Genomic DNA, 13507 nt, shown 5'->3' with positions numbered 1-13507 from the left:
CGTCGGGCTTGAACGGGAAGCGGTTGTCCGCTTGCAGCGCCAGCGCGTAGATGCCGGTGCGCTTGTCGAACACTGGCCCCATGTTGCGGTCGCCCCACGGCGAACCGTTGGCCAGGTTGAAGTTGCGGGCGGACAGGAAGTACAGCCATTTGCCGTCCGGCGAGAACACCGGCGAGCGCGAGGTGTAGCGGTCGCTGGTGACAAAGTTCAGCTGCTTGCTGTCGATGTTGTACAGGCCGATCTGGTCGCGCTGCGCGGTGCTGCCGGCGCGCACCAGCGCCAGGTTTTTGCTGTCCGGCGACCACAGGATTTCCTCGTACTCGCCGAGGCCGGACTTGCCGGCGTCGTCGATGATGAGGTTGGCCTTGCTGGCCAGGTCCAGCAGCCAGAAGCGCCCCTTCTTGTCGGTGTGGCCGAGCCAGCGGCCGTCCGGCGACGGGTATAGCCGCCAGCGGTGGCTGCTGCCGTCCCTGGTCAGTTGCTCGCCCTTGCCGGAACCGTCGGCGGCGAACTTCCAGATTTCGTTTTCGCCGGTGCTGTCGACGATGGCGTAGATGGCCTTGTCGTCGTGGCTGAACACCGCCTCGCGTGCGCGCGCGCCGTCAGGTATGGCGATCTCGACGCGGCGCTGGGCGCCCGTGCCTGCGACGCTGACACGGCCGCGCGCGGTCAGCACGATGCGCTCGAACTTGCCGGCCACCTGCACATTGGTCAGGCTGTCCAGCGGCGAACGGATCTGGCGCGAGCGCTGCTGGTCGAAGTCGGACAGCAGCGTCACGGCCAGCTGCTCGTCCCTGTTGGCGGCCAGGTCCAGCACGTGCACGTCCGCGCCCAGCTGGTAGGCGATGCGGCCGTCGCCCATGCTGGCGTTGCGCACGTCCCAGTCGGTGTGATTGGTCAGCTGGCGCGGATCGCTGCCGTCCGGCGCCATGCTCCACAGATTGTCCGAGCCGCCACGGTCGCTGATGAAATAGACGCGGCCCTGCCACCACATCGGCCGCTTGTTGTTGCCGGTGTCGGCGGCAAGCAGCTGCGTCGCCTCGTTCTTGCCGTCGACGTCGTAGCGCCACAGCTGCGCGTAGGCGCCGCCACGGTATAGCTTGACGTTGTCGTTGGTCAGCGCCAGGCCGTTGCGGGTGAAGTACAGCGTTTTGCCGGCGTCGTCGAGCGCCGCGTCGTTGGCGTCGGCCAGCGGGAAGATGCGGCGCTGTAAATCGCCCGGCTTGATCGCGGCCACGACAAAGCTGCGACCGGGTCCGCTGCCGCTGGCCATGCTGACCAGCACCTCGCCCTGCGCGCTCCAGCCCAGCACGGAGACGGCGCCGTTCTCGAAGGTGATGCGCTTGGGCAGGCCGCCCGCCAGCGGCATCACATAGGCTTCCTGCGCGCCCTCGTAGGAGGCGGAGAACGCCACCCACTGGCCGTCGCGCGAGATGGCGGCATTGGTTTCAGCCGACGCATGCGTGGTCAGGCGCTGTGCCTGGCCGCCGCGCGCCGCGGCTTTCCACAGGTCGCCTTCGGCGGTGAAGACGATGGCGTCGCCGCGGATGGCGGGGTAGCGGTAGTAGGCGTCGGCGGCAGCGGCGCTGGACAGCAGGCCGGCGGACATCAGCATCAGGGCAAGCGGGCGGGACAGGTTCATGGACAGGGTCAGGGGTTGTCGGATGGATCGACAATTCTGGCACAGCTTGCGCCTGGCGGGAATATTATCTGTGCCCCGTCATTCCCGCGCAGGCGGGAATCCATGGACAGCGTGCAGCATACTCAGCATGGGTTCCCGCCTGCGCGGGAACGACGGGGGTTAGCGGTGCCGGGGGCGTGCGGTTTCCGCCACGTGACCAAACAGCACCACCCCCAGGCTGCCGGTAGCGTCGCCGTCGCGCTCGTGGCCGACCCGGGTTTGCACCACCTCAACGGCGGTGAACTGCTGCGGCGCCAGTTGCAAGCCATGCGTGCTCAGCACCAGCGCCTGCCGTTGGCCGCGCTCCAGTTCCAGCACCACGCTGGCCTCGCGCTGATCCCGGCGCGCGGCGTCGGCCGCGCGGTGCAGGCTGACCTGGCGTGCCCGGACCGGCACCGGCTCGGCCCGCACGATGCGCGCCAGCCGGCGCAGCGCGTCTTCGCCGACCGCGCGCGCTTCCACCAGGTAGGCGCCCTGCTCCAGCGCCGGATTGCCGGCCCAGAACACGAAGTTGCTATTGCCGGCAGCCGTCAGCATCGCCGAGGTCAGGTTGTATTGCGCCCAGTGGCGGTCGGTCATCGGCGATGGCGCCGTCGGCCCGGGATCGGGCTCCGGCGGCGTACAGCTGGCGCGCACCAGCAGGCAGAAGTGTTCCGGAATACTGGCGTGCCCGGGCGTCCAGATCATCGGCGAAAAGCGCGTTGGCGCGGCGGCCCTGCCCGGCACCGGCTTGCTGGCCGCAAGGATCAGCTTGGGGCTGGCGAAGCCGGTGGCCGGGTCGGACCAGTACACCTGCACCTTGACCAGCGCGTTGGGCACCCCACGGTTGTCGACATCGACGGTGATTTGCAGCGGCTGGTCCGGCAGATAGGTGCCGGCCGGCGTGCTGTAGTTGACGCCCTGCACATGGATGGACGGGCACAGCCAGCTGGTGACCGGCGGCGCCACCTTGGTCAGCGGCCGCTGCGCGGCGCGGCCCTCGTCGCCGTTGAAGTACGGGATTACCAGCCACGGATGGGCGGTGTCGATGTCGTCGCCGTTCGGTTGATCGTGGTCCATGGCGCTCCTCACAAGCCGGTTTGCGGATAGGCCAGCACCACGGCGGGCACCGGGTCGTCGTTGATCGAACCGGCGCCGATGTCCCAGCACAGGTGGCCTTGGTCGCGGTCGGCGTCCATGTCGAGGTTGGCGCTGTCGAAATCGCCGCGCGCGATCTGGCCCCACAGGTTGAGCGCGATGCGCGCCGCCCCCGTCACGTAGGCGGACGGCGTGGCGCCGGGCGGATACGGTGGCGCGCCACCGGCGGCACGCTCGACCGGCGTGGCCGGCGGCACCTCGTAGCCGGCATTGGGCTGGGCCGGGGCGCGGCGCGGGAACGCCGACGCCGGCGGCATGGCGGTGAACTGCGCATGCACCGGCTGCGCCAGCTGCAAGGCGTTCGGGTAGATGATGCCAAACACGGCCAAGTAATCAGCGGCGTCCGAAAAACTTTGCCACATATAGCTTTGCAGTTGCTCCAGCACGTCGCAGATATGGACCGCCTCGTCGGTGGCGGCAAACGCCGCCAACGCCTGGCCGCTGGTGCCGGGCTGCGGTTCGGGGAAGCTCGGGTCCTTGGGCGGATCGCTCTTGCCGCAGACGGCGCCCAGCGTGAAGATGCACGCCAGCACGATGCCGATGGCGATCAGCGCGATCAACAGGCCTTCCCAGCAGGTCTTGCTCTTGGTTTCCTCGCTGTCCGACGCCGACGCTGCGGCGCCGCCCGGCGGTGCGCCGCCGCTGGCTGGCTTGACGCCGGTGTCCAGCGGCGGAAAGGCGTCCGGGTTGGCCGCCTTGCGCGTTTCCAGCGCCAGGCTCAGCGGCGCAGGCACGTCCGGCAAGTCGAACGCCGCCAGCAATTGCAGGTGACGCAGCAGCTTGCGGTAGCCATTGTGCAGATCGGGCAGCGGCGCTGTGATGCTGAGGTCGTAGCTGGCCGCGAGGCTGTTGTTGAGCAGGTCGGCGATGTCCGGCGGCAGTTGCGGCGGCAAGCCCGGCGCGCCCCAGCGCAGTTGCCAGGCCAGCTTGTCGAGCGGCGGCAGATTCGGCCGGTGCTCGCGCAGCCAGGCGCCGGCAGCGTACCTGGCCAGGCGGTCGCGGTAGGGATGGGCGCGGCGCGGTCCGCCGACGCTGCGCGATTGCCAGGCGCTGCCGGCCACATTGCCGCCGTAGCCGGCCAGGGCGCCGAAGGCAAAGGCGCGCTGGCCGCTGTCCTTGCCGGCGGCCGCCATGATGGCGCGCGCAAAGGCGTCGGTGCGGCGGGCGAGGAACAGGTCGCCCCAGTTCCAGTCGGCGGTCTTGCGGTCGTCCTGGCGCGGATGGCGGCCCAGGTAGCGCGGCGGCGACATCTGCGCAGGCAACGCCACGGCCGCGGTGATGATCTGCGTGGCGCGGTGTTCGAGGCCGGAGAGCAGCGCGTTGGCCTGGTTGAACCTGGCCACCGCGTCGGGCGCGCCGGGATCGGTGAGCGACGATTCCAGCGCCGCGCGCGCGGCGCTGACGTCGGCATACACCGCGCGCCCCTGTTGCCACAGCGCGGCGGCGGTTTCCAGCATGTCGAGTTCAGTATCGTCGCTGGCGGCGTGAGCCAGCAGGTGGCCGGTGAGCGCACCCAGCCGGGCCAGATCGCCGTCCTGCGCCAGCGCGTCCAGCATGCGGGCCTGCGCCTGTTGCGCGTCCGGATCGGCATGGCTGGTCATCTTGAGCAGCGCGTGCAACTCGTCCAGCACGGCCATGTGGCCGAAATAATCGATCATCGCATCCTCCGCCGCCCGTGTTGATGGCGCACTAACGCCAATCATCTTGCGCCACGGCGGATGCGGAGATGTTGATTTAGATCAGACAGCCCCCGTCATTCCCGCGCAGGCGGGAATCCATGCTGCGCTGGTCTGCTCGCGGCCTATGGGTTCCCGCCTGCGCGGGAACGACGGGAATAAAAAGCCCGCTTGCGCGGGCTTCTGGCTTAATCGACTTCGACGGTTTCCGGCGGCGGCGCCGGGGCGGCGTCCGGCGGTTCCGGGAACTCCAGCTTGACCGTGTCCTTGTCGTCCAGATCCACGGTGACCTTGCCGCCGCTGACCAGGCGGCCGAACAGCAGCTCGTCGGCCAGCGCCTTGCGGATCATGTCCTGGATCAGGCGCGACATCGGCCGCGCGCCCATCAGCGGATCGAAACCCTTCTTGCCGAGGAACTTGCGCAGCTTCTCGGTGAAGATCGCTTCGACTTTCTTCTCGTGCAGCTGCTCTTCCAGCTGCATCAGGAACTTGTCGACCACGCGCAGGATGATTTCCTCGTCCAGCGGGCGGAAGCTGATGATCGCGTCCAGGCGGTTGCGGAACTCCGGCGTGAACATGCGCTTGATGTCGCCCATTTCGTCGCCAGCCTGCTTGGTCGTGGTGAAGCCGATCGACGACTTCTGCAGCGACTCGGCGCCCGCGTTGGTGGTCATGATGATGATCACGTTGCGGAAATCGGCCTTGCGTCCGTTGTTGTCGGTCAGCGTGCCGTGGTCCATCACCTGCAGCAGGATGTTGAAGATGTCCGGATGGGCTTTTTCAATCTCGTCCAGCAGCAGCACCGTGTGCGGCTTCTTGGTGATGGCCTCGGTCAGCAGGCCGCCCTGGTCGAAACCGACGTAGCCCGGCGGCGCGCCGATCAGGCGCGAGACGGCGTGACGCTCCATGTATTCCGACATGTCGAAGCGCACCAACTCGATGCCGAGGATGAACGCCAGCTGCTTGGCCACCTCGGTCTTGCCGACGCCGGTAGGACCGGAGAACAGGAAGGAGCCGATCGGCTTGTCGGTCTTGCCGAGGCCGGCGCGGGCCATCTTGATCGCCGACGCCAGCGCTTCGATCGCCGGGTCCTGGCCGAACACCACGTTGCGCAGGTCGCGGTCGATGGTTTGCAGCTTGCTGCGGTCGTCCTGGTTGACGGTCTGCGGCGGGATGCGCGCGATCTTCGAGATGATGTCCTCGATCTCGGTCTTGCCGATGGTTTTCTTCTGCTTCGATTTCGGCAGGATGCGCTGTGCAGCGCCGGCCTCGTCGATGACGTCGATCGCCTTGTCCGGCAGGTGACGGTCGTTGATGAAGCGCGCCGCCAGCTCGGCCGCCGTCGACAGCGCCGACGACGAGTATTTCACGCCGTGGTGCTCTTCGAAGCGCGACTTCAGGCCGCGCAGGATCTGCACGGTCTGCTCGACGGTCGGCTCGTTGACGTCGACCTTCTGGAAGCGGCGGCTCAGCGCGTGGTCCTTCTCGAACACGCCGCGGAACTCGGTGTAGGTGGTGGCGCCGACGCACTTCAGCTGGCCGTTGGCCAGGGCCGGTTTCAGCAGGTTGGACGCGTCCAGCGTGCCGCCCGAGGCGGAACCGGCGCCGATGATGGTGTGGATCTCGTCAATGAACAGGATGCCGTGCGGATTGTCCTTGAGCTGCTTGAGCACCGCCTTCAGGCGCTGCTCGAAGTCGCCGCGGTACTTGGTGCCGGCCAGCAGCGCGCCCATGTCGAGCGAATACACGACGGCGTTCTGCAGGATTTCCGGCACGTCGCCCTGGGTGATGCGGTAGGCCAGGCCTTCGGCGATGGCGGTCTTGCCGACGCCGGCCTCGCCCACCAGCAGCGGATTGTTCTTGCGGCGGCGGCACAGGATCTGGATCACGCGGTCGACTTCCTCTTCGCGGCCGATCAGCGGATCGATCTTGCCGTCGGCGGCCGACTTGTTGAGGTTCTGGGTGAACTGGTCAAGCGGGCTTTCCTTGCTCTGGCCCTCACCGGCCGGCGCGCCCTCTTCCACGCCCTCGGACGCTTTCGCGGTGTCCGACTGCTGGTCCTTGCGCACGCCGTGCGAGATAAAGTTGACGACGTCGAGACGGGTCACGCCCTGCTGGTGCAGGTAGTACACCGCGTGCGAATCTTTCTCGCCGAAGATGGCCACCAGCACATTGGCGCCGGTCACTTCCTTCTTGCCGTTGGAAGCCGACTGCACGTGCATGATGGCGCGCTGGATCACGCGCTGGAAGCCTAGCGTCGGCTGGGTATCGACCTCGCCCGTGCCGGGCACGGTCGGGGTGTTGTCACCAATAAAATTGGTGAGGGTTTTGCGCAGATCTTCAATGTTGACGGCGCATGCGCGCAACACTTCGGCAGCCGAAGGGTTGTCCAGCAAGGCCAGCAGCAAGTGCTCCACCGTGATGAATTCGTGGCGCGCCTGTCGGGCCTCGACAAACGCCATGTGCAAACTGACTTCCAATTCCTGCGCAATCATACTTCCTCCATCACGCATTGCAGGGGGTGGCCTGCCTTGCGCGCATGCGTTAAAACAAACTCCACTTTGGTACAGGCTATATCTTTAGAGAACACTCCACACACTCCTTTGCCGTAGCGGTGAACACTGAGCATTATCTGCGTGGCTGTTTCACGGTCTTTATTGAAATACTCCTGGATAATCGCGACCACAAATTCCATCGGCGTGTAGTCGTCATTGAGCAACGCCACCTGGTACAACGGTGGCGGCTTCAGCGTTTGCCGCTCCAAGAGGGTTTCGGTGTCATGCTTGGTTGCCATACGCTTATATTCTAATGCTTTCGGGGTTGATGCAATGTGCATTTCGCTGCACATATCCAATTGTTTTCCATCTTACGCGTTTTCTTAACTTGGCGCAGATGGCGCCCTATTCCGCGAAATCAAGAGTTGCATTTTCTCCAAGCGTTGGAAAAGTAGCAAAATGCACACAAATCTGCTTGACTTTCAAATTTGGTCCGCTAACAATGCGTCTATCGGCTACGTGCAGAAATGTACATGTTGATAAGGAGTGGGCGTGAGGAGAGGGGCAAGAAGCTTCTTGCTTTTATGGCTCGTGTGATATGTTTTAATTTAGAAGGTTCTTTTTATGGCAACTGGTACTGTTAAGTGGTTCAATGATTCCAAAGGTTTTGGCTTCATCACTCCAGATGACGGCGGCGAAGATTTGTTCGCTCACTTCTCCGCAATCAACATGAACGGTTTTAAGACCCTGAAAGAAGGTCAAAAAGTTCAGTTCGAAGTCACGCAAGGCCCTAAAGGCAAGCAAGCTTCCAACATCCAGTCGGCTTAATTCGTTAAGCGACGCACGATGTAAAAACCTCGCGGCGCGAGGTTTTTTTCGTCCCTGCAAAATGCAAGTGTTGTATCACCATCACAGCCTGGCGTGACGGTGATACCACCGCGGCAGCTTACTGCATCTGCGCGATCATCGCTTCGCCGAAGCCGGAGCACGATACCTGCTCGGCGTTTTCCATCAGCCGCGCGAAGTCGTAGGTGACGTGCTTGGCGCCGATCGCCAGCTCCATCGATTTGATGATCAGGTCGGCCGCCTCGGTCCAGCCGATGTGGCGCAGCATCATCTCGGCCGACAGGATCAGCGAGCCCGGATTGACCAGGTCCTTGCCGGCATACTTCGGCGCCGTGCCGTGCGTGGCCTCGAACATCGCCACCGAGTCCGACATATTGGCGCCCGGCGCGATGCCGATGCCGCCCACCTGCGCCGCCACCGCGTCCGAGATGTAGTCGCCGTTCAGGTTGAGCGTGGCGATGACGCTGTATTCCGCCGGGCGCATCAGCACCTGCTGCAGGAAGGCGTCGGCGATCGAGTCCTTGATGAGGATGTCGCGGCCGGTCTTCGGATTCTTGAACCTGCACCACGGGCCGCCGTCCACCAGCTCGGCGCCGAACTCTTTCTGCGCCAGCGCATACGCCCAGTCGCGGAACCCGCCCTCGGTGTACTTCATGATATTGCCCTTGTGGACAATCGTCACCGAAGGCTTGTCATGGTCGATGGCGTACTGGAGCGCCTTGCGCATCAGGCGCTCGGTGCCCTCGACCGACACCGGCTTGATGCCGAGGCCGGACGTTTCCGGGAAGCGGATTTTATTCACGCCCAGTTCCTTCAGCAGGAAATCCATCAGCCGCCGGGCGCCGTCCGACCCTTGCGCGAATTCGATGCCGGCGTAGATGTCCTCCGAGTTTTCGCGGAAGATCACCATATTGGTTTTTCCGGCTCCTTCAGCGGCGACGGCACGCCGGTGAAGTAGCGCAGCGGGCGCAGGCAGACGTACAGGTCCAGCTTCTGGCGCAGCGTCACGTTGAGCGAACGGATGCCGCCGCCCACCGGCGTGCTCAGCGGGCCCTTGATCGACACCAGGTAGTCCTTGACCGCCTGCAAGGTTTCGTCCGGCAGCGCGACATCGTCGCCGTACAGCTGGGTAGCCTTGTGGCCGGCGAAGATCTCCATCCACTTGATCTGGCGCGCGCCGCCGCAGGATTTGGCGACCGCCGCATCGACCACCTTCCGCATCACCGGCGTGATGTCGCCCCCGACCCCGTCGCCCACGATATAGGGAATGATCGGGTTATCTGGTACATTCAGGGAAAAATCCGCGTTGACGGTGATTTTCTGGCCGTCAGCCGGTACGTTGATATGTTGAGACATCGTGGTTCTCCGAAAGGATGTATTCTTAGGTCTTCTATAAGATATAAGACGTTTGTGCCATTATGTGTCGAGGCATCAAAGTTTTCAAGCCTACACCATTTTCAGTTTTCGATAATGCCCCTGATTTTATTCAACAAGCCGTTCCAGGTGCTGTGCCAGTTCTCCGCGCAAGACGGCAAGGCCACGCTGGCCGACCACCTGTCCATCCCGAACATCTACCCCGCCGGCCGGCTGGACTATGACAGCGAAGGCCTGATGCTGCTGACCGACGACGGCAAGCTGCAGCACGCCATCGCCCACCCGGACCACAAGGAGGCCAAGGTGTACCTGGTGCAGGTGGAGGGCGTGGCCGACGCGGCCGCGCTGGAGCGGCTGCAGGCGCCGCTCAACCTGGGCGATTTCGTCACGCAGCCGTGCAAGGCGGTGCGCATCGCCGAGCCGGCATGGCTGTGGCCGCGCAACCCGCCGATCCGCCAGCGCGCCGACCAGCCGACCAGCTGGCTGGCGATCACGCTACAGGAAGGCAAGAACCGCCAGGTGCGGCGCATGACGGCCGCCGTCGGCCTGCCGACGCTGCGCCTGATCCGTACCGCCATCGGCGGCATTTCGCTGGCCACGCACCCGCTGATGCCGGGCGAATGGATGGAAGTGTCGTCCAGGGACCTGGCCAGCTGAAGCCCGCGCGGCCCCACGCCGGGGCTGCACAAACGACAAAGCCCGCGCCGGACGAACCGGAACGGGCTCTTGCTTTAAAACCGGCGGACCGGAATTAAGCTGCCAGTGCTTTCAGGGCAGCGGCCAGACGGCTCTTGTGGCGAGCTGCCTTGTTTTTGTGGATGATCTTCTTGTCAGCGATGCTGTCGATGGTCGACACCGAAGCTTGGAAGATGGTCGTCGCAGCAGCTTTGTCACCGGCTTGGATGGCCTTACGCACGGCTTTGATAGCGGTGCGCAGGGTCGAACGCTGGGCCGAGTTGTGGGCGTTTTGCTTAACTGCTTGACGAGCGCGTTTGCGCGCTTGTGCGGTATTTGCCATGAAATTTCCTAAATCAGTGAAATGATGCGTTTGCAAACATTATTGTTTGGCAAACAGGTACGTCCAAGGTTGCAATCAGAGCGAACCGTGTGAGTCAAACTACTGCTTGCCAAACAATATTGTCTGCGCAACAGAATTTTGTACAGCCTGTGATTATAGCGATATTTTTCGGCAGGAGCAACTATAATCACGTCCCATGAACTTGCTTAAGACACTCTCCGCCATCTCCAGCATGACGATGCTGTCCCGGATCACCGGCCTGCTGCGCGAAACCCTGATCGCGCGCGCCTTTGGCGCCGGCGGCATGACCGACGCCTATATCGTCGCCTTCCGCATTCCCAACCTGCTGCGCCGGCTGTTCGCCGAGGGCGCGTTTTCGCAAGCCTTCGTGCCGATCCTGTCGGAATACAAGAACAAACAGGGCATGGAGGCCAGCAAAAGCTGACCGACCACGTGGCCAACACGCTGGTGTGGGCCACGCTGCTGGTATCGATCCTCGGCATTATAGCTTCGCCGCTGCTGATCTACCTGATCGCCACCGGGCTGGAAGAGTTCGACGCCGCCGTGTGGATGACGCGGCTGATGTTCCCCTATATTAGCTTCATGGCCTTCGTGGCGCTTGCCGGCGGCGTGCTCAACACCTGGCGCGAGTTCAAGATTCCGGCATTTACCCCGGTGCTGCTGAATTTGTCGTCCATCGTCGCTTCGCTGTTTTTGCAACAGCATCTGGAAACGCCGATCTATGCGATGGCCATTGCCGTGTTTGTCGGCGGCATCCTGCAGGTGGCGATCCAGATTCCGGCGCTGGTCAAGATCGGCATGCTGCCCAGGCTGTCGTGGAATCCAGCCGCCGGCCTCGGCGATGCGGGCGTGCGCCGGGTGCTGAAGAAAATGGGACCGGCGCTGTTTGCCGTGTCGGCAGCGCAGATCAGCCTGCTGATCAACACCACCATCGCTTCGCGCCTGGCCGAGGGCAGCATTTCGTGGCTGTCGTATGCGGACCGGCTGATGGAGTTCCCGACCGCGCTGCTGGGCGTGGCGCTGGGCACGATTCTGCTGCCGAGCCTGTCCAAGGCGCAGGCCGACGGTGACAAGACCGAATACTCCGGCCTGCTGGACTGGGGCCTGCGCCTGACCTTCCTGCTGGCGCTGCCTGCGGCCGTGGGCATGGCGGTGCTGGCCGAGCCGCTGATCGCCACGCTGTTCCACTACGGCGCGTTCACCGACGCCGACGCCGCCGCCTCGGCGCGTCCACTGGTCGCTTACTGCGCTGGCCTGCTGGGCATCATTCTGGTAAAGACGCTGGCGCCGGCGTTTTACGCGCAACAGGACATCCGCACGCCGGTGCGCATTGCGATAGGGGTGCTCGTCGCCACGCAGCTGATGAATCTGCTGTTTGTGCCGTACCTGAAAGTGGCCGGCCTGGCGCTGTCGATCGGCCTGGGAGCATGCCTGAACGCGGGCTTCCTGTATTACGGCCTGCGCAAGCGCGAGATTTATCGCCCTGCTCCGGGCTGGACGCCGTTCTGCCTGAAGCTAGTGATCGCATGCGCGCTGATGGGTGTTGCGGCGTGGTTTGGCGCGCAGCAGATTGACTGGCTGGGCTTGCAGCACCACGCCCTGCTGCGCATCGGCGCCATGCTGCTGCTGGTGGGCTTGTGCGCGGTGGTGTATTTCGCCGCGCTGCTGGCGATGGGCTTCCGTCTGCGCGACTTCAGGCGCATCGCGCGCTAATTGGTTTTGACTTCTTCCGCCGGCGGCGGTCCGGGCGGCAGCTCGGCCGGTTCGGCCGGCGGCGCCTGATCTGCCGGCGACTCCGCGGGCGGCACAGCGGCAGGAGGCGGCGCCGGCTCGGCTGGCGGCGATGGCGGTGATGGCGGCAGGCCGGCGTCAGCCGGCGGCGGAACGCCTTGCGCCGGTTGTGCGAGCGTTGGCGGCGCGGCTGGCGTGGCCTGGCCGTCCGCCCTCGGCGTGGCGGCAAAGCGCCAATCCGATATCTTTTGCTTGCCCTCCAGCGCCGCGTGGCGCAACGGGAAATTTCCTATCTTGACCGGCTTCGCATCCGACAGGCTGTAGACCGCCAGCACCCCGACCTTATCCCCCAGATAAACGACGCCCCACTCGGTCTTGCCGGTGATGGGATCGGGATAAATCTGCCGCAAATGGCGGCGCACACCGGGAAGCGCGGGTCGCGCAGCAGGTCTTTCAGCGACGGCGGCTGCGGCGGCATGCCGGCCGGCGTGGCGTCGGCATAGCTCTGCAGCGCGTCGCTGAAGGCCGCGCCGATGTCGAGCAGCTGTTCTTCCGCCTTGCTGCGCTGGATGACGGCGCCCATCTTCAACGTGGCCGCCGACACCAGGCCGATAATCGCCACCAGAATGATGGTGCTCAGGTAGGTGAAGCCGCGCTGGCGGCGTTGGCGCGGCACGGCCATCACCATTCGGCGTAAGGCTTGCCGTGGCGGTCATTGCCAGCCGCGCCGCTGTGGATGTTGTAGACGCCGCCCTTGGCGCCGTCTTCCGGCGGCACGATGATCCACGCGGTGTCGCTATCGGCCACCGGGTCGAATGGCAGCGCGCGCAGATACTTTTTTCCACCAGCTGGTCGAGCGAGTCGGGATAGCGGCCGGTATCGCCGTAGTATTGATCGATCACGGTGCGGACATTGCGCAGGTTATCGGCGAGGACAGTCTCCTTCGATTTGTCCACGCTGGGGAAGTAGCGCGGCACGGCGAGCGTCAGCAGCAGGGCCACGATGCCCAGCACCACCAGCAGTTCGATCAGCGTGAAGCCTTTGCTCTTCATGGTCACCACTTTTTGTACGGTATGCCGTTCAAGCCGGTCTTTTCGCATTGACTGAAGACGTCGTAGACGTCTTCGCCCTCGCGCGGCTGATCGGGTTCGCTGGCGTAACTGCGCTTGCCCCAGGTTTGCGCGTCGCTCAGCGTGGGGTCGCTGCTGAATGGATCGCGCGGCACACGGCGCAGGAAGTAGATCCTGGCGTGCCTGGGGTTCTGCTGATCGGGCACGCCTTCCACCAGCACTTCCAGCGATTTCGGATAGCCGCTGGCGGCCAGTGTTTTGGTGATGCGGCCCTCATCGTAGGCGCGTTTGTAGGCGTCCAGCGCGTGGCGGATTTCGCGCAGCGAGGTGCGCAGGTCCTGCTCCTGCCGGCGCTGCACCACTACCTGCGCTGTGGGGATGACCAAGGCGCTGAGCAGGCCAAGGATGGCCAGCGTCACCAGCAGCTCGATCAGCGTGAAACCGCGCGCGCGCATCAT

Annotated in this window: 10 protein-coding genes and 3 pseudogenes; 3 read left to right on the top strand and 10 right to left on the bottom strand. The window is 64.4% G+C overall.

Features of this window, described 5'->3' with window-relative positions:
* Positions 1-1801: 1801 nt before the first annotated feature.
* From ACRQ5J_RS09235 to clpS, 4 genes are all read right to left on the bottom strand, one after another.
* The gene (locus ACRQ5J_RS09235; protein ID WP_432382799.1) at positions 1802-2740 is read right to left on the bottom strand and encodes a hypothetical protein; all 939 of its coding nucleotides are present in this window, start codon (positions 2738-2740) and stop codon (positions 1802-1804) included.
* An 8-nt stretch (positions 2741-2748) separates the two neighbouring features.
* Entirely contained in the window at positions 2749-4476 is a 1728-nt protein-coding gene (locus ACRQ5J_RS09230) for a hypothetical protein (protein WP_432382797.1), read from the bottom strand.
* Between the two features lie 206 nt (positions 4477-4682).
* A complete protein-coding gene (clpA, locus tag ACRQ5J_RS09225) occupies positions 4683-6989 on the bottom strand; it encodes an ATP-dependent Clp protease ATP-binding subunit ClpA (RefSeq protein WP_432382795.1) in 2307 nt (768 codons plus the stop codon).
* Entirely contained in the window at positions 6986-7288 is a 303-nt protein-coding gene (gene clpS / locus ACRQ5J_RS09220; protein ID WP_008446470.1) for an ATP-dependent Clp protease adapter ClpS, read from the bottom strand. Before clpS ends, clpA begins: the two co-directional genes overlap by 4 nt.
* Before the next feature lie 325 nt (positions 7289-7613).
* On the opposite strand from clpS, the gene cspE reads away from it, so the two are divergent.
* Positions 7614-7817 carry a transcription antiterminator/RNA stability regulator CspE gene (gene cspE / locus ACRQ5J_RS09215; protein WP_008446468.1) on the top strand — a complete coding sequence of 68 codons (204 nt, stop codon included), beginning with the start codon at positions 7614-7616 and terminating at the stop codon, positions 7815-7817.
* Between the two features lie 118 nt (positions 7818-7935).
* Here the strand turns inward: cspE and icd are convergent.
* Positions 7936-9056, bottom strand: a pseudogene (gene icd, locus ACRQ5J_RS09210) (NADP-dependent isocitrate dehydrogenase).
* Positions 9057-9305: 249 nt separating this feature from the next.
* Between icd and ACRQ5J_RS09205 the strand changes: the two are divergent.
* Positions 9306-9866: a pseudouridine synthase gene (locus ACRQ5J_RS09205; RefSeq protein ID WP_432382792.1), complete on the top strand. Its 561-nt coding sequence runs from the start codon at positions 9306-9308 to the stop codon at positions 9864-9866.
* 94 nt (positions 9867-9960) lie between these two features.
* Here the strand turns inward: ACRQ5J_RS09205 and rpsT are convergent, their stop codons facing one another.
* Positions 9961-10227 (bottom strand): 30S ribosomal protein S20, encoded by a 267-nt coding sequence (gene rpsT / locus ACRQ5J_RS09200; protein WP_092281579.1) that lies wholly within the window; start codon positions 10225-10227, stop codon positions 9961-9963.
* A gap of 196 nt (positions 10228-10423) precedes the next feature.
* On the opposite strand from rpsT, the pseudogene murJ reads away from it, so the two are divergent.
* Positions 10424-11961: pseudogene (gene murJ, locus ACRQ5J_RS09195) on the top strand (murein biosynthesis integral membrane protein MurJ).
* Here murJ and ACRQ5J_RS09190 read toward each other — a convergent pair.
* The 4 genes and pseudogenes from ACRQ5J_RS09190 to ACRQ5J_RS09175 form a co-directional block, all read right to left on the bottom strand.
* On the bottom strand, positions 11958-12314 hold the full coding sequence (locus tag ACRQ5J_RS09190) for a hypothetical protein (RefSeq protein ID WP_432382790.1): 357 nt from the start codon (positions 12312-12314) through the stop codon (positions 11958-11960). The pseudogene murJ and the gene ACRQ5J_RS09190 sit on opposite strands and share 4 nt — an antisense overlap.
* Entirely contained in the window at positions 12269-12655 is a 387-nt protein-coding gene (locus tag ACRQ5J_RS09185; protein ID WP_432382789.1) for a type II secretion system protein, read from the bottom strand. The genes ACRQ5J_RS09190 and ACRQ5J_RS09185 overlap by 46 nt, the downstream gene beginning before the upstream one ends.
* Positions 12656-12660: 5 nt before the next feature.
* A pseudogene (locus tag ACRQ5J_RS09180) lies at positions 12661-13031 on the bottom strand (type II secretion system protein).
* Positions 13032-13033: 2 nt separating this feature from the next.
* Positions 13034-13507, bottom strand: coding sequence for a type II secretion system protein (locus tag ACRQ5J_RS09175; protein ID WP_432382787.1), 474 nt, complete (start codon positions 13505-13507; stop codon positions 13034-13036).

This window comes from Duganella sp. P38, assembly GCF_050859475.1.
GTDB lineage: Bacteria > Pseudomonadota > Gammaproteobacteria > Burkholderiales > Burkholderiaceae_D > Rugamonas.
Note: the sequence above shows the minus strand (reverse complement) of the source record. Positions and strands in the feature narration are given on the sequence as shown.

Coding starts and splice junctions, on each gene's coding strand:
- ACRQ5J_RS09235 (WP_432382799.1), bottom strand. CDS start 2,740: ATGGACCACGATCAACCGAACGGCGACGACATCGACACCGCCCATCCG.
- ACRQ5J_RS09230 (WP_432382797.1), bottom strand. CDS start 4,476: ATGATCGATTATTTCGGCCACATGGCCGTGCTGGACGAGTTGCACGCG.
- clpA (WP_432382795.1), bottom strand. CDS start 6,989: ATGATTGCGCAGGAATTGGAAGTCAGTTTGCACATGGCGTTTGTCGAG.
- clpS (WP_008446470.1), bottom strand. CDS start 7,288: ATGGCAACCAAGCATGACACCGAAACCCTCTTGGAGCGGCAAACGCTG.
- cspE (WP_008446468.1), top strand. CDS start 7,614: ATGGCAACTGGTACTGTTAAGTGGTTCAATGATTCCAAAGGTTTTGGC.
- ACRQ5J_RS09205 (WP_432382792.1), top strand. CDS start 9,306: ATGCCCCTGATTTTATTCAACAAGCCGTTCCAGGTGCTGTGCCAGTTC.
- rpsT (WP_092281579.1), bottom strand. CDS start 10,227: ATGGCAAATACCGCACAAGCGCGCAAACGCGCTCGTCAAGCAGTTAAG.
- ACRQ5J_RS09175 (WP_432382787.1), bottom strand. CDS start 13,507: ATGATGCGCGCGCGCGGTTTCACGCTGATCGAGCTGCTGGTGACGCTG.